The organism is Pantoea sp. EKM10T, from assembly GCF_011800685.1.
Taxonomy (GTDB): domain Bacteria; phylum Pseudomonadota; class Gammaproteobacteria; order Enterobacterales; family Enterobacteriaceae; genus Pantoea; species Pantoea agglomerans.
The window spans coordinates 51,950-66,430 of record NZ_JAALEU010000015.1 but is presented as its reverse complement, the minus strand read 5'-3'; the positions used below and the strand labels follow the sequence as shown (position 1 = coordinate 66,430).

General features: G+C 55.6%; 12 protein-coding genes and 1 tRNA gene. 9 read left to right on the top strand and 4 right to left on the bottom strand.

Annotation, left to right across the window (positions count from 1 at the left end):
• Positions 1 to 83 precede the first annotated feature (83 nt).
• Positions 84 to 159, top strand: a tRNA-Trp gene (locus HFD95_RS20835).
• A 118-nt stretch (positions 160 to 277) separates the two neighbouring features.
• Here HFD95_RS20835 and hdfR read toward each other — a convergent pair.
• The gene (gene hdfR / locus HFD95_RS20830) at positions 278 to 1,111 is read right to left on the bottom strand and encodes an HTH-type transcriptional regulator HdfR (RefSeq protein ID WP_010253571.1); all 834 of its coding nucleotides are present in this window, start codon (positions 1,109 to 1,111) and stop codon (positions 278 to 280) included.
• Positions 1,112 to 1,231: 120 nt separating this feature from the next.
• Here hdfR and HFD95_RS20825 point away from each other — a divergent pair, with 120 nt between their 5' ends.
• Positions 1,232 to 1,570 (top strand): DUF413 domain-containing protein, encoded by a 339-nt coding sequence (locus HFD95_RS20825; protein ID WP_010253568.1) that lies wholly within the window; start codon positions 1,232 to 1,234, stop codon positions 1,568 to 1,570.
• A gap of 25 nt (positions 1,571 to 1,595) precedes the next feature.
• Here the strand turns inward: HFD95_RS20825 and HFD95_RS20820 are convergent, their stop codons facing one another.
• Positions 1,596 to 3,116, bottom strand: coding sequence for a YifB family Mg chelatase-like AAA ATPase (locus HFD95_RS20820; protein WP_167430673.1), 1,521 nt, complete (start codon positions 3,114 to 3,116; stop codon positions 1,596 to 1,598).
• Positions 3,117 to 3,446: 330 nt separating this feature from the next.
• Here HFD95_RS20820 and ilvL point away from each other — a divergent pair, with 330 nt between their 5' ends.
• The 6 genes from ilvL (at position 3,447) to ilvA (ending at position 10,007) form a co-directional block, all read left to right on the top strand.
• Complete coding sequence (gene ilvL, locus HFD95_RS20815; protein ID WP_072101316.1) at positions 3,447 to 3,545, top strand: ilv operon leader peptide; 99 nt, start codon at positions 3,447 to 3,449, stop codon at positions 3,543 to 3,545.
• A gap of 150 nt (positions 3,546 to 3,695) precedes the next feature.
• Positions 3,696 to 5,342 carry an acetolactate synthase 2 catalytic subunit gene (gene ilvG, locus HFD95_RS20810; protein WP_033780904.1) on the top strand — a complete coding sequence of 549 codons (1,647 nt, stop codon included), beginning with the start codon at positions 3,696 to 3,698 and terminating at the stop codon, positions 5,340 to 5,342.
• Positions 5,339 to 5,596 carry an acetolactate synthase 2 small subunit gene (gene ilvM / locus HFD95_RS20805; RefSeq protein ID WP_008926359.1) on the top strand — a complete coding sequence of 86 codons (258 nt, stop codon included), beginning with the start codon at positions 5,339 to 5,341 and terminating at the stop codon, positions 5,594 to 5,596. Before ilvG ends, ilvM begins: the two co-directional genes overlap by 4 nt.
• Positions 5,597 to 5,614: 18 nt before the next feature.
• Complete coding sequence (locus HFD95_RS20800) at positions 5,615 to 6,544, top strand: branched-chain amino acid transaminase (RefSeq protein WP_167430672.1); 930 nt, start codon at positions 5,615 to 5,617, stop codon at positions 6,542 to 6,544.
• A gap of 62 nt (positions 6,545 to 6,606) precedes the next feature.
• Positions 6,607 to 8,457 carry a dihydroxy-acid dehydratase gene (gene ilvD, locus HFD95_RS20795; RefSeq protein ID WP_010253556.1) on the top strand — a complete coding sequence of 617 codons (1,851 nt, stop codon included), beginning with the start codon at positions 6,607 to 6,609 and terminating at the stop codon, positions 8,455 to 8,457.
• A gap of 2 nt (positions 8,458 to 8,459) precedes the next feature.
• Positions 8,460 to 10,007 (top strand): threonine ammonia-lyase, biosynthetic, encoded by a 1,548-nt coding sequence (gene ilvA, locus HFD95_RS20790; RefSeq protein WP_010253553.1) that lies wholly within the window; start codon positions 8,460 to 8,462, stop codon positions 10,005 to 10,007.
• On the opposite strand, the gene ilvY is transcribed toward ilvA, so the two are convergent.
• Positions 10,008 to 10,889: an HTH-type transcriptional activator IlvY gene (ilvY, locus tag HFD95_RS20785; protein ID WP_010671461.1), complete on the bottom strand. Its 882-nt coding sequence runs from the start codon at positions 10,887 to 10,889 to the stop codon at positions 10,008 to 10,010.
• A 162-nt stretch (positions 10,890 to 11,051) separates the two neighbouring features.
• Here ilvY and ilvC point away from each other — a divergent pair, with 162 nt between their 5' ends.
• A complete protein-coding gene (gene ilvC, locus HFD95_RS20780; RefSeq protein ID WP_010253551.1) occupies positions 11,052 to 12,527 on the top strand; it encodes a ketol-acid reductoisomerase in 1,476 nt (491 codons plus the stop codon).
• 494 nt (positions 12,528 to 13,021) lie between these two features.
• Here ilvC and HFD95_RS20775 read toward each other — a convergent pair whose 3' ends face one another.
• Complete coding sequence (locus HFD95_RS20775; protein WP_010671462.1) at positions 13,022 to 14,353, bottom strand: MFS transporter; 1,332 nt, start codon at positions 14,351 to 14,353, stop codon at positions 13,022 to 13,024.
• Positions 14,354 to 14,481: the final 128 nt, after the last annotated feature.

Genomic DNA, 14,481 nt, shown 5'->3' with positions numbered 1-14,481 from the left:
GAGCGGTAGTTCAGTTGGTTAGAATACCTGCCTGTCACGCAGGGGGTCGCGGGTTCGAGCCCCGTCCGTTCCGCCACCCTATTAGGGGCGTAGTTCAATTGGTAGAGCACCGGTCTCCAAAACCGGGTGTTGGGGGTTCGAGTCCCTCCGCCCCTGCCAGAAAACGATCCTTTGCTTCGGCAAAGGATTTTTTTTTGCCTTTAAAAAAGCAAAAAAGAAAAACCAGCTAAATCTAACTGGCCTCTGATCTTCTCTGCTTACTGTCCTGCCTGCAAATTCAGCTATTTTGCCTGACCAGAATCGGGAATTTAAGCAACTGACGGATATGTGCCTGCTGATCGCTGTTCTGCAACCAGACAGCATAGAGCGGACGAACGGCGACGGGCGTATCCGGAATCACCATCAACTCACTGTACACACTCTGCCAGAAGTCCGGCAGAAATGCGCACGCTCCGGTGGTATGCAGCAGTTCACGGGTGACATGTGCCGACGTGGTGGTCAGTACCGGTACATCATCAGCCCCGGAGAGATAGCTCTGATGCTGATGAAAATCTGCTCCCCATTCCAGCTTAATATAATCATATTTTTCACGCTTCTCGCTCTGCCGGGCGCAGAAAAGCGCCAGTGAAATATGACCAATCTGCTGACTGGTTAACTCATCCATCTTAGGTGCTTCAGTGGTAATCAACAGATCCAGCTGGCGCTCATGGAGTTGCTTAACCAGCAGATGTCGTTGTGCCACGCGCGCTTCTAAGTGCAGGCTCTCCCGATTCTCGTAGAGCGTCTGTAGCCATGGCGTCAGATAAGCCTCCCATAGTGATGCACTGGCACCTATTGAAAGCTCATGATGCTGCTGAGTGTGAGAGACCTCCTTCTTCGCCATCATCCAGGTGCTCATCAGGCTTTCAGCATAGGGGAGCAGTCGCTCTCCGGCCGCCGTCAGACGTATGTTATTGCGATGCCGTGTAAAAAGGTTAACGCCAAGCTGATTCTCTAACTGACGGATGCGAAAACTGACAGCAGATTGCGTGAGGTAAAGTGCTTCTGCAGCACGCCCGAAATGGCGAGTTCTGCTCACTTCCAGGAAAGTTTTCAGTAATTCCGTATCCACAGCGTTCTCCCAAAAAATGTTTGTCGTATAGATTTAAATGTTTTGTTTTACACTCTGTCAAGCCTATCTAATACTCCGCGCCATTAACAGCACGGCATTAGAAAATCAGGAGCGTGTAACATGGCGGAAAGCTTCTCAACAGAGAATCGTTTCTTTGATAACAAACATTACCCGCGTGGTTTCTCACGCCACGGTGACTTTACTATTAAAGAAGCTCAGCTTCTTGAACGCCACGGTTTTGCCTTTAATGAGCTGGATTTATCAAAGCGTGAGCCTGCAACCGAAGAAGAACGTTTGTTTATTGAAGTGTGTCGTGGCGTGCGTGAGCCGCAAACGGAAGCTGAACGTGTATGGTCTAAGTATATGACCCGCATTAAGCGTCCTAAACGTTTTCATACGCTGTCTGGCGGTAAACCGCAGATGGACACCGTTGAAGACTTCACCGACAGCGACGATTAACAGAGAAGGGGCGAAAGCCCCTTTTTTATTGCAGGCTGTTATGCAGATGGATCATTAATCGATCTATCGTGCGATAGCTGACCGCTTCCTGCAGATGATGCCGGGTGATGTCTGTTTCCCCGGCCAGATCGGCCAGGGTACGGGCCACTTTTAAAATCCGCTGCCATGCCCGTACAGATAAACCCAGTTTCTCCAGCACTGACTCCAGCCACTCCGCATCCTCTTTAGCAGGCTGGCACCAGCGCATAATCTCTGCATTGTTTAAATGCGCATTTATTTTTCCTGCACGAGCCAGCTGAATGTCACGCGCTGCGACCACACGATGACGAACCTGCTCAGATGCTTCCGCTTTGGCGCGCTGACCGCTGAGCATGCCGCTGGGGAGTAGCGGGACCTCCAGCGAAAGATCAAAACGATCAAGAAAAGGGCCGGATAGCTTACTGAGATAACGCAGCACCTGCTGCGGTGAGCAGCGGTTATGCTGTCCCTGATAGTGTCCGGTTGGACTTGGATTCATCGCAGCAATCAGCTGAAACCGTGCCGGATAGGTAACTTTCGCCCGGGCGCGTGAAATAGCAATGACGCCCGACTCTAATGGTTCGCGCAGGGAGTCCAGCACCTTGCGATCAAATTCCGGTAATTCATCCAGAAACAGCACGCCGTTATGCGCCAGGGAGATCTCACCGGGCCGTGGCAGTGAGCCGCCGCCAATCAGAGCATAGAGAGAGGCGCTGTGGTGAGGTGATCTGAAAGGCCGGGTGCACCACTGTCGATGCAGGGTATTGCTGTTCACCAGGCTGGCGATTGCCGCGCACTCCAGTGCTTCCTGATCGCTTAAAGAGGGCATGATGCCGGGCAACCGGGTAGCGAGCATGGTTTTACCGGTGCCAGGGGGCCCGATCAGCAACAGGTTGTGCCCGCCAGCCGCAGTGATCTCCAGTGCTCTGCGTCCCTGTTCCTGACCAATGATATCAGCGAGATCGTCAGCAGGTGCATCGCCCTGATGCTCAGGATATTGGGCTGTCGGTAATGTGAGTTCATTGCGCAGAAAGGCGCACACTTCGCTGAGGTGAGAGGCAACCAGCGACGAGCCCTGACGGATTAGCCCGGCATCACACTGATTCTCAGCGGAGAGGACCAGCTGTCGTCCAGCCTGAATGGCTACCATGGCCGCTGGAATCGCGCCCTGTACACCGCACAGTGCACCGTCGAGTGCCAGCTCACCCAGAAACTCATAGTGCGTCAGCTTGTCGGCAGGAAGCTGCTCAGAGGCCACCAGAATGGCAATCGCCATGGGTAAGTCATACCGCCCGCCCTCTTTGGGTAAATCTGCGGGTGCCAGATTGATGGTGACGCGTTTTGCCGGGAAGGCAAAACCGCTGTTGATAATGGCGCTGCGTACCCGCTCACGCGCCTCTTTCACCGTGGTTTCAGGCAGCCCCACCAGCGTTAACGCAGGCAGTCCGTTACTGATGTGTGCCTCGATGGTCACCAGCGGGGCTTCCACTCCCAGCGCTGCCCGGGTCAGAACTTTTGACAATGACATACTCGCTCCTTGTTACCGTCAGTCTGGTGACAGCATCAAAGGAAAGCCAGGGCATCATCAGCACTATTCGGGTCATTGCACAACCTATCAGAAGTTTTTTCACAACCTTTTAAAACGCTGCGTGTCTGCGCGCAAATTCACCAAAAAATTATTACGTCAGTAAAGTGATGAATAATTATCATCATGTAATTATTTCTTGTATTACAAATTGATAGACCGCGATTTAGCGCCAGGCGCTAAAAAAACTCTGTAAAAAAAGTTGTGTCATGCCCCCTGACTATGATAACTCTGTAGGTATTACTTCGAACAAGCGAAAGAATTGAACAACACATGAAAGCCCTTCTACAAGTGATTAGCCTGGTCGTGATTAGCGTGGTGGTGGTTATTAACCTACCGTGCGGGGCAACGCTTGGAGAAAGAAAGGCTTAGAAATCAAGCCTCGAATCCGAAAAAACCCCCGCACCGAAAGGTCCGGGGGTTTTTTTTCGACCAGAGGAAATATCAGTAAATCCACAAGGAACAAACAATGAACAGTAGCATAAAATTCTGTTGTTCCGGTCAGGACACAGGAGAATAGCGATGACAGGTGCACAGTGGGTAGTTCAGGCTTTACGCGCGCAGGGTGTTGATACCGTATTCGGTTACCCTGGCGGCGCAATCATGCCGGTATACGACGCGCTCTACGACGGCGGCGTGGAACACCTACTGTGTCGCCACGAGCAGGGCGCTGTGATGGCGGCGATCGGTTATGCGCGCTCAACCGGCAAAACCGGCGTCTGTATCGCCACCTCTGGCCCTGGCGCAACTAACCTGATTACCGGCCTGGCAGATGCCATGATGGATTCGGTTCCGGTCGTGGCAGTAACCGGTCAGGTCACCTCGGCCTTCATCGGCACCGACGCCTTTCAGGAAATCGACGTGCTGGGCTTATCGCTGGCCTGCACCAAACACAGCTTCCTGGTCGAATCGTTAGATGAGCTGCCCGCCATCATGGCAGAAGCCTTTGCGCTGGCGCAGTCGGGCCGTCCGGGTCCGGTACTGGTGGACATTCCTAAAGATATTCAGATTGCGCAGGGAGAACCTGCCCCGCATCTGGTTCCGGTAGAAGAGGGAAGCGCGCTGCCGCATCAGGCGATTCAGGAAGCACGCGCACTGATGGCGCAGGCCAGAAAACCAATGCTCTATGTTGGTGGAGGCGTTGGCCTGGCACAGGCTGTTCCGGCACTGCGCGCGCTGGCAGAAGAGACCGGCATCCCGGCAGTGGCCACCTTAAAGGGGCTGGGCAGCGTAGACCCCCACAGCGAGGTGTATCTCGGCATGCTGGGGATGCACGGTACTAAAGCTGCCAACCTGGCGGTGCAGAGTTGTGACTTACTGATCGCGGTCGGCGCCCGTTTCGATGACCGCGTGACCGGCAAGCTGGACACCTTTGCCCCCCATGCCAGCGTGATTCATCTCGATATCGATCCCGCTGAGTTAAACAAATTACGTCGTGCACACGTCTCTCTGCAGGGTGATCTCAACGAACTGCTGCCCGCCCTGAGTCAGCCTCTGCATATCAACGCCTGGCGCGATGAGATGAAAGTGCTTAAGGCCAGTCACCCATGGCGCTACGACCATCCGGGCGAAGCGATCTATGCACCGCTGTTGCTGAAGCAGCTTTCCGATCGCAAACCAGCCAATACCGTAGTGACCACCGACGTCGGTCAGCACCAGATGTGGACGGCGCAACACATGGCATTCAGCGCGCCAGAGAACTTCATCACCTCCAGCGGCTTAGGCACCATGGGCTTTGGTTTACCCGCCGCCATCGGTGCGCAGGTTGCACGCCCGGAAGATACGGTTATCTGTGTCTCGGGCGATGGCTCCATCATGATGAACATCCAGGAGCTGGGTACCATCAAGCGCGGCAAGCTGCCGGTCAAAATCGTGCTGCTGGATAACCAGCGTCTGGGCATGGTGCGTCAGTGGCAGCAGCTGTTTTTCGATGGCCGCTACAGTGAAACCAATCTGTCCGACAACCCCGACTTCCTCACGCTGGCCAGCGCTTTCAATATTCCCGGCCAGCGCATTACCCGTAAAGATCAGGTCGACGCCGCCCTTGATGCTCTGCTGAACAGCGAAGGTCCTTACTTCCTGCATGTTGCAATTGATGAGCATGAAAACGTCTGGCCACTGGTACCGCCGGGTGCCAGCAATGCAAACATGATGGAGAAAACTGTATGAACCAGCATCAATTGTCTATCGAAGCCCGTTTCCGCCCTGAAATATTGGAGCGTATTTTACGCGTAGTGCGTCACCGCGGTTTTCAGGTCTGTTCTATGAACATGGCCTCAGTCGCCAACGCAGAAAACATTAATATTGAAATGACCGTTGCCAGTCAGCGTTCCGTCGATTTACTGTCTTCGCAGTTAAGCAAATTGATCGACGTTGCATGCGTTCAGATTCAACAACAGACAACACAACAAATCCGCGCTTAGCCGCGAGAGGGAATAACAATGAGCACGAAGAAAGCAGACTTTATTTGGTTCAATGGCGAGATGGTTAAGTGGGAAGAGGCGAAGGTCAGCGTCATGTCCCACGCGTTGCACTACGGTACGTCGGTATTTGAAGGCGTGCGCTGCTACGACTCTCACAAAGGACCGGTTGTGTTCCGCCATCGCGAACACATGCAACGTCTGCACGACTCCGCCAAAATCTATCGCTTCCCGATTAAAAGCAGCGTTGATGAGCTGATGGAAGCGTGCCGCGAAGTCATCCGCGTGAACAAACTGAAAAGTGCTTATATCCGTCCGCTGGCCTTTGTCGGCGATGTGGGCCTGGGCGTGAACCCGCCAGATGGCTTCACCACCGACGTGATCATTGCGGCGTTCCCGTGGGGCGCATACCTGGGCGCTGAAGCCCTGGAGAACGGCATCGATGCCATGGTCTCCTCATGGAACCGCGTAGCACCGAATACCCTGCCAACCGCCGCTAAAGCGGGCGGTAACTACCTCTCCTCACTGCTGGTGGGCAGCGAAGCCCGTCGTCACGGCTATCAGGAAGGGATTGCGCTGGATACCAATGGCCTGATCTCCGAAGGTGCAGGCGAAAACCTGTTTGAAGTTAAAGATGGCGTGCTCTTTACCCCGCCATTTACCTCTTCAGCACTGCCGGGCATCACCCGCGATGCCATCATCACGCTGGCGCGTGATATGGGCATTGAAGTGCGTGAGCAGACCCTGTCGCGTGAATCTCTCTATCTGGCTGACGAAGTCTTTATGTCTGGCACCGCGGCAGAAATTACACCGGTGCGCAGCGTTGACCGCATTCAGGTTGGCGAAGGCAAACGTGGCCCGGTGACCAAACTCATCCAGGAGGCCTTCTTTGGCCTGTTCACCGGCGAAACCGAAGACAAATGGGGCTGGTTAGATCCGGTTAACCCATAATCAGATACAGCGCGGGCGTCATCTGACGTCCGCGAGCTTATTCTTACTGGAGTAAATAGAGTATGCCTAAGTACCGTTCCGCCACCACCACCCACGGCCGCAATATGGCGGGTGCCCGTGCCTTATGGCGCGCGACAGGAATGACCGACGACGATTTCGGCAAGCCGATTATCGCTGTGGTTAACTCATTCACCCAATTTGTGCCGGGCCACGTTCACCTGCGTGATCTTGGTAAACTTGTCGCCGAGCAGATCGAAGCGGCAGGCGGTGTGGCTAAAGAGTTCAACACCATTGCGGTGGATGACGGTATTGCCATGGGTCATGGCGGCATGCTGTATTCACTGCCGTCGCGTGAGCTGATTGCTGACTCGGTCGAGTACATGGTCAACGCCCACTGTGCTGACGCCATGGTCTGCATCTCTAACTGCGACAAAATCACCCCGGGTATGCTGATGGCGTCATTGCGCCTCAATATTCCGGTGATCTTCGTTTCAGGCGGACCGATGGAAGCGGGTAAAACCAAGCTTTCTGACCAGATCATCAAGCTGGATCTGGTAGATGCGATGATTCAGGGTGCCAACCCGAACGTCAGCGATGCCGACAGCGAGCAGATCGAACGCTCTGCCTGTCCGACCTGCGGCTCCTGCTCCGGTATGTTCACCGCCAACTCGATGAACTGCCTGACTGAAGCACTCGGTCTGTCGCAGCCTGGCAACGGTTCACTGCTGGCTACGCATGCCGATCGCAAAGAGCTGTTCATCAATGCCGGTAAGCGCATCGTAAGCCTGACCAAGCGCTATTACGAGCAGGATGATGTCAACATGCTGCCGCGTAACATCGCGAACAAGGCCGCTTTTGAGAACGCCATGATGCTGGATATCGCCATGGGTGGCTCCACCAACACCGTGCTCCACCTGCTGGCAGCCGCACAGGAAGGCGATATCGACTTTAATATCTCCGACATCGATCGCCTGTCACGCAAAGTGCCTCAGCTCTGTAAAGTGGCGCCAAGCACTCCGAAATACCATATGGAAGATGTGCATCGCGCGGGTGGCGTGTTCGCCATTCTCGGCGAGCTGGATCGTGCCGGCCTATTCGACAGCAGCGCCCGTAATATCCTGCAGCAGACCATGCGTGAAACGCTGGATCAGTACGACATCATGCTGACCAAAGATCAGGCGGTAAAAGATATGTTCCGCGCGGGTCCGGCGGGTATTCGTACCACCCAGGCGTTCTCACAGAACTGCCGCTGGGACACGCTGGATGATGACCGTGCCGAAGGCTGTATCCGTACCCGTGAAAACGCTTACTCGCAGGATGGCGGTCTGGCCGTGCTCTATGGCAACATCGCGGAAGATGGCTGTATCGTAAAAACTGCAGGCGTAGACAAAGAGATCCTGACCTTCACCGGTCCGGCCAAAGTCTATGAAAGCCAGGATGACGCCGTTGAAGCGATTCTGGGCGGCAAAGTCGTTGCGGGCGATGTGGTCGTCATTCGCTACGAAGGTCCAAAAGGCGGGCCAGGCATGCAGGAGATGCTCTATCCGACCACTTATCTGAAATCGATGGGGCTGGGCAAAAGCTGCGCGCTGATCACCGATGGTCGTTTCTCTGGCGGTACGTCAGGCCTCTCTATCGGTCACGCCTCGCCTGAAGCAGCCAACGGCGGCACCATTGCGCTGGTCAAAGATGGCGACACCATCGAAATCGATATCCCTAACCGCGGTATCAAACTCGCCGTACCGGATAACGAACTGCACGCCCGTCGTGAAGAGCAGCAGGCACGTGGCGATGCGGCGTATACGCCGGTCAATCGTCAGCGTGAAGTCTCCTTTGCGCTGCGTGCCTACGCATTACTCGCGACCAGTGCTGACAAAGGCGCCGTCCGCGATAAGAGCAAGCTGGGAGGCTAACAATGGCCGAGTCTCAACCGCTACCCGAGGCGCCTTGTGGCGCCGAGTATTTGCGCGCAGTGTTGCGTTCACCGGTGTATGAAGTGGCACAGGTGACGCCGCTGCAGGTTATGGAAAAAATCTCATCGCGTCTCGGCAACACCATTCTGGTGAAGCGGGAAGATCGTCAGCCGGTGCACAGTTTCAAGGTGCGCGGTGCCTACGCGATGATTGCCGGTCTGAACGAAGAGCAGAAAGCGCGCGGCGTGGTGACGGCGTCAGCCGGTAACCATGCGCAGGGCGTGGCGCTCTCCGCCACTAAGCTGGGCATCAAGTCACTGATTGTGATGCCGCTGGCGACGGCAGACATCAAGGTTGATGCGGTGCGCGCATTTGGCGGTGAGGCTTTCCTGTTCGGAGCCAACTTTGACGAGGCGAAAGCCAAAGCGATAGAACTCTCTGAACAGCGCGGCTACACCTTCGTGCCGCCGTTTGACCATCCGGCCGTCATTGCCGGACAGGGCACGCTGGCGATGGAGCTGCTGCAACAGGATGCGCATCTCGACCGGGTCTTTGTCCCGGTTGGCGGTGGGGGTCTGGCAGCCGGCGTCGCGGTGCTGATCAAGCAGCTGATGCCGCAAATCAAAGTGATCGCGGTGGAGTCAGAAGATTCAGCCTGCCTGAAAGCAGCGCTGGAGGCGGGTCATCCGGTCGATCTGCCGCGCGTCGGGCTGTTTGCCGAAGGGGTGGCGGTGAAACGGATTGGCAGCGAAACCTTCCGGCTCTGTCAGGAATACATCGATGACATCATCACCGTCGACAGCGATGCCATTTGTGCCGCAATGAAAGATCTGTTTGAAGATGTCCGTGCTGTGGCGGAGCCCTCTGGCGCGCTGGCGCTGGCGGGCATGAAAAAGTATATCCAGCAGCACGGGATCAAAGGCGAGCGGCTGGCGCATGTGTTATCCGGGGCCAACGTCAATTTCCACGGCCTGCGCTACGTTTCTGAGCGCTGCGAGCTGGGCGAACAGCGTGAAGCGCTGCTGGCCGTAACGATCCCGGAACAGCAGGGCAGTTTCCTGCGTTTCTGCCAGACGCTGGGTGGACGGTCGATTACCGAGTTCAACTACCGCTACGCCGATGCGGACAAAGCCTGCATCTTTGTTGGCGTACGACTGACGCGCGGCGTGGAAGAGCGCAGCGAGATCATCAGCGAGCTCACCAGCGGCGGTTATCAGGTGGTCGATCTCTCGGATGATGAGATGGCGAAACTGCACGTGCGTTACATGGTGGGTGGACGTCCTTCTAAACCACTGCGTGAACGCCTCTTCAGCTTTGAATTCCCGGAGGCACCCGGCGCGTTGCTGAAGTTCCTGCAAACGCTGGGCACCCACTGGAATATCTCGCTGTTTCATTACCGCAGCCACGGCACCGATTATGGCCGTGTGCTGGCCGCTTTTGAACTTGGCAGCGATGAGCCACGCTTCGAAGAGCATCTCACCGATCTGGGTTACGACTTTCATGACGAAAGCCAGAACCCGGCGTTCCGCTTCTTCCTGTCAGGCAACTGATTACAGCTGGCTCCAGAAAGCACTGATCAGCGGCTCTCCGAGCCGCTTTTTTTGCACGCAGATGCCGAGTTCGAACGGCGCAACCGAGTCAATATTCTCCAGTAGCAGCACGCGGTTACGCACCGGCTCCGGGCTGTTTTCCAGCACCACATCCGGCAAAAGTGCAATACCGCAGCCCAGCGCCACCATCGAAACAATCGCCTCATGCCCCGAGACCGTGGCGTAAATCACCGGATTCGGGATGCGCTGGCGGCGGAACCAGAGATCGATACGTCGCCGTGCCGGTCCCTGCACCGGCAGGATAAACGGAATTTTTGACCAGTCGGGCTGCGGCTGTGTTGCCTGAGTACGAACGGCACAGGGCAGTGCAGGCGCGATCAGCACCAGCGGGATCAGGCCCAGTGGCATAAAATCAATGCTGGCGGGCAGCGTTTCAGGACGGCCGGCAATGGCCAGATCGGCATCGCCGGAGTGCACTTTTTCCACCGCATCCGCGGCATCGCCGGTATCCAGTTTGATTTCGACCTGCGGATGTTCAGCGCGAAAGCGGTCCAGGATGGGCGGCAGATGACTGTAGGCCGCCGTCACCGAACAGAACAGGCGCAGCTCGCCGCTGAGCGACGGACCGTTAAGATCCATCACATGGCGCAGTTGCTGATACTGCAACAGCGTCTGCTGGGCAAACTGGCGCAGGCGTTCGCCCGCTTCTGTCAGCGTCACGGTGCGGTTATCGCGCAGAAACAGCGCATGGCCGACATCTTCTTCAAGCCGCTGGATCTGGCGTGACAGCGTGGAAGGGCTGACGTGCATAGCACGCGCAGTGCGCCCGAAGTGGCAGCTTTCTGCCAGATGAAGAAACAGTTTCAGATCCCGTAAATCCATGTGCGCGTCGCCTCTGGGTGGTGTTGCATTTATTGCAATGTGACGTTGTTAATATATCAATTTAAGCAACAGAATTCCTGTCATATGATGGGGGCATTCGCGGCGCTGCATGACTCGCCGTTCCTGAACAAAAAAAGCAAACACAACCTTACCGGAGTACCCATGGCTAACTATTTCAACACATTGAACCTGCGCAACCAGCTGGCGCAATTAGGTAAATGCCGTTTCATGGCACGCGATGAATTCGCGGATGGTGCCAGTTTCCTGAAAGGTAAAAAAGTCGTTATCGTTGGTTGTGGTGCGCAGGGCCTGAATCAGGGTCTGAACATGCGTGATTCCGGTCTGGATGTGGCCTATGCACTGCGTGCTGAAGCAATTGCGGAAAAACGCCCTTCATGGCGCAAAGCGACCGATAACGGTTTCAAAGTGGGCACCTACGAAGAACTGATCCCGCAGGCTGATCTGGTGGTTAACCTGACGCCAGACAAGCAGCACTCCGCTGTAGTTCAGGCTGTTCAGCCGCTGATGAAAGATGGCGCTGCGCTGGGCTACTCGCACGGTTTCAACATCGTTGAAGTGGGCGAAAGCATCCGTAAAGACATCACCGTGGTCATGGTGGCACCGAAGTGTCCGGGTACAGAAGTTCGTGAAGAGTACAAACGTGGCTTTGGTGTACCGACGCTGATCGCGGTTCACCCGGAAAACGATCCAAAAGGCGAAGGCATGGCGATTGCCAAAGCCTGGGCAGCAGCAACTGGCGGCGATCGTGCTGGCGTGCTGGAGTCCTCCTTCGTTGCTGAAGTGAAATCTGACCTGATGGGTGAGCAGACCATCCTGTGCGGCATGTTGCAGGCTGGTTCACTGCTCTGCTTCGACAAGCTGGTGGCTGAAGGCACTGACCCGGCTTACGCAGAAAAACTGATCCAGTTCGGCTGGGAAACCATCACCGAATCACTGAAGTTTGGCGGCATCACACTGATGATGGATCGCCTCTCTAATCCAGCCAAACTGCGCGCTTATGCGCTGTCAGAGCAGCTGAAAACCATCATGGCACCGCTGTTCCAGAAACATATGGATGACATCATCTCCGGCGAATTCTCTTCCGGCATGATGGCGGACTGGGCTAACGATGATAAAAACCTGCTGACCTGGCGTGAAGAGACCGGCCAGACCGCGTTCGAAACCGCTTCACAGTATGAAGGCAAAATCGAAGAGCAGGAGTACTACGACAAAGGTGTGGTGATGGTTGCGATGGTTAAAGCGGGCGTTGAGCTGGCGTTTGAAACCATGGTAGACGCCGGCATCATTGAAGAGTCTGCTTACTACGAATCACTGCATGAGCTGCCGCTGATCGCGAACACCATCGCCCGTAAGCGCCTGTATGAAATGAACGTGGTGATCTCCGATACCGCCGAATATGGTAACTACCTGTTCTCCTTCGCCGCGGTGCCGCTGCTGAAAGAGTTCATGACCACGCTGCAGCCAGGCGATCTGGGTAAAGCGGTTGAAGGCACGCAGGTTGATAACGCGCAGCTGCGTGACGTTAACGAAGCGGTTCGCCAGCACCCGATTGAAACCGTTGGCCGCAAGCTGCGTGGCTACATGACCGACATGAAGCGTATCGCTGTCGCGGGCTAATTATCGTCATCACAGTTTTCAGCAAAACAAACCCCGGCTTGCCGGGGTTTTTTGTTGGTTAACAACGGCTGGACGGTTCTCTGTGAGACCGTGCCTGCACAGGCAACACGGTCAGATCGGAAAGACGCAAAACCGCCATCCATGGCATGCTCGGCCCGCGCGATTACGCACCTCATCCCTGAGGTGCGCCCGTTTCCGGGCCAACGCTTTGCGTTGTTCAAAAACGCTCCCGGCGTTTTTGTCCCTGGCGCGGGACGCTTTCCTCTTCTGACCGTATTCCCTGTGCCCTTAAGCTTCTTTATTGCTGCCAATATCAATACGCCTTTCAGCGAGGTCCGGTTTTTTCAAACAGAAAGCTAACCCGCTTAAGGCGTATGCTCCCTGAGCCTGTCGCCTGATATTGTTTAGCCCTTCAGAGCGGTTGTACTCTGTGAGCCTGCTCCATAAAAAAACCCGGCAGCCGCCGGGTTTTCACTGACCTTCATCCAGCCGGATTAAACGTCATACAGCGTCTGATTACGCGTCTCTTTACAAGCGAGCAATGCAATCAGCGTCAGCACGGCCATCGACGCCAGATAAAGTCCCACCGCCTGCAAACCATAATGCGCATTCAGCCAGGTCGCGATATAAGGCGCAACAGAGGCACCCAGAATCGATGAGAGGTTATAAGAGAACGATGCGCCGGTATAACGCACTTCGGTCGGAAACAGCTCCGGCAGCAGCGCGCCCATCGGACCAAAGGTCAGGCCCATAATGCTCAGACCCAGCAACAGAAACGCCATCACCAGCGCCTGCGATCCGGAACCGAGCATCGCCGGGAACAGGAACGAAAACGCGATAATCATCAGCGTAATGGTAATCATCGTCTTGCGGCGACCAAAACGGTCAGCCAGCAAACCGGCAATCGGCACCATCACTCCAAAGCCAATCACCGCCAGCATCAGCATCCACAACATACTATTACGCGGAATACCCAGACCGGCCGGTGCTGCCGTGGTGCCGTAGCTCATCGAATAGACGGTCATGATATAGAACAGCGTATAGGTCGCCAGCATGATAAAGGTGCCGAGAATGGTGGCAGTCAGATGCTTGCTCAGCAGCGCCGCAATGGGCACCCGAACCTGCTTCTTCTCTTTCTGTACTTTGGCAAACACCGGACTCTCATGCAGCGAAACGCGCACATACAGGCCAATCAGCACCAGCACGGCGGAGAGAATAAACGGCACGCGCCAGCCCCACTGCATAAACTGCTCGTCGGTCAGCAGCCACGAAAGCAGCAGAAAAGTGCCGTTAGCGAAGAAAAAGCCAATCGGCGCACCCAGCTGAGGGAAGGAACCGTAAAGCGCACGCTTCTTCGCCGGGGCATTTTCCGTCGCCAGCAGCGCTGCGCCACCCCATTCACCACCCAGTCCCAGTCCCTGACCAAAGCGCGCCAGCGCCAGCAGCAACGGAGCCATCACGCCGATGGTTTCATAGCCGGGCAGCAGACCAATCACCACGGTGGAGATCCCCATGGTCAGCAGCGAGGCAACCAGCGTGGCTTTGCGACCCACGCGATCGCCAAAGTGACCAAACACGGCGGAGCCAATCGGACGCGCGATAAAGGCGATAGCAAAGGTGGCCAGCGACTGTAGCGTCGCGACCGTGGCATCACCCTGCGGGAAGAAAATGTGCGGGAAAACAATCACTGCAGCAGTGGCATAAATATAAAAGTCGAAGAACTCGATGGCCGTTCCGACCAGCGAGGCAATCACCACTTTACTGCGTGAGTTAACCGGCGTGGGATCCTGCTGTTTGTCGAGCGTGTCTGTGAGGGAGGCTTGCATAACTGTTTCTTATTTGTAAATACAGACAAAGAATCTTACGCATCTGCCAGAGCGCATTCAATGAAGAAAACCCGCGCCGCGTCTGGCTTCAGCGGGCAAAAAGAGGATAATTTCTGAGGTGCGACGAA

What these genes read in the sequence shown, in the direction of transcription:
- HFD95_RS20825 (WP_010253568.1), top strand. Translation starts at nt 1,232, where the DNA reads ATGGCGGAAAGCTTCTCAACAGAGAATCGTTTCTTTGATAACAAACAT.
- HFD95_RS20820 (WP_167430673.1), bottom strand. Translation starts at nt 3,116, where the DNA reads ATGTCATTGTCAAAAGTTCTGACCCGGGCAGCGCTGGGAGTGGAAGCC.
- ilvL (WP_072101316.1), top strand. Translation starts at nt 3,447, where the DNA reads ATGAAAGCCCTTCTACAAGTGATTAGCCTGGTCGTGATTAGCGTGGTG.
- ilvG (WP_033780904.1), top strand. Translation starts at nt 3,696, where the DNA reads ATGACAGGTGCACAGTGGGTAGTTCAGGCTTTACGCGCGCAGGGTGTT.
- ilvM (WP_008926359.1), top strand. Translation starts at nt 5,339, where the DNA reads ATGAACCAGCATCAATTGTCTATCGAAGCCCGTTTCCGCCCTGAAATA.
- HFD95_RS20800 (WP_167430672.1), top strand. Translation starts at nt 5,615, where the DNA reads ATGAGCACGAAGAAAGCAGACTTTATTTGGTTCAATGGCGAGATGGTT.
- ilvD (WP_010253556.1), top strand. Translation starts at nt 6,607, where the DNA reads ATGCCTAAGTACCGTTCCGCCACCACCACCCACGGCCGCAATATGGCG.
- ilvA (WP_010253553.1), top strand. Translation starts at nt 8,460, where the DNA reads ATGGCCGAGTCTCAACCGCTACCCGAGGCGCCTTGTGGCGCCGAGTAT.
- ilvY (WP_010671461.1), bottom strand. Translation starts at nt 10,889, where the DNA reads ATGGATTTACGGGATCTGAAACTGTTTCTTCATCTGGCAGAAAGCTGC.
- ilvC (WP_010253551.1), top strand. Translation starts at nt 11,052, where the DNA reads ATGGCTAACTATTTCAACACATTGAACCTGCGCAACCAGCTGGCGCAA.
- HFD95_RS20775 (WP_010671462.1), bottom strand. Translation starts at nt 14,353, where the DNA reads ATGCAAGCCTCCCTCACAGACACGCTCGACAAACAGCAGGATCCCACG.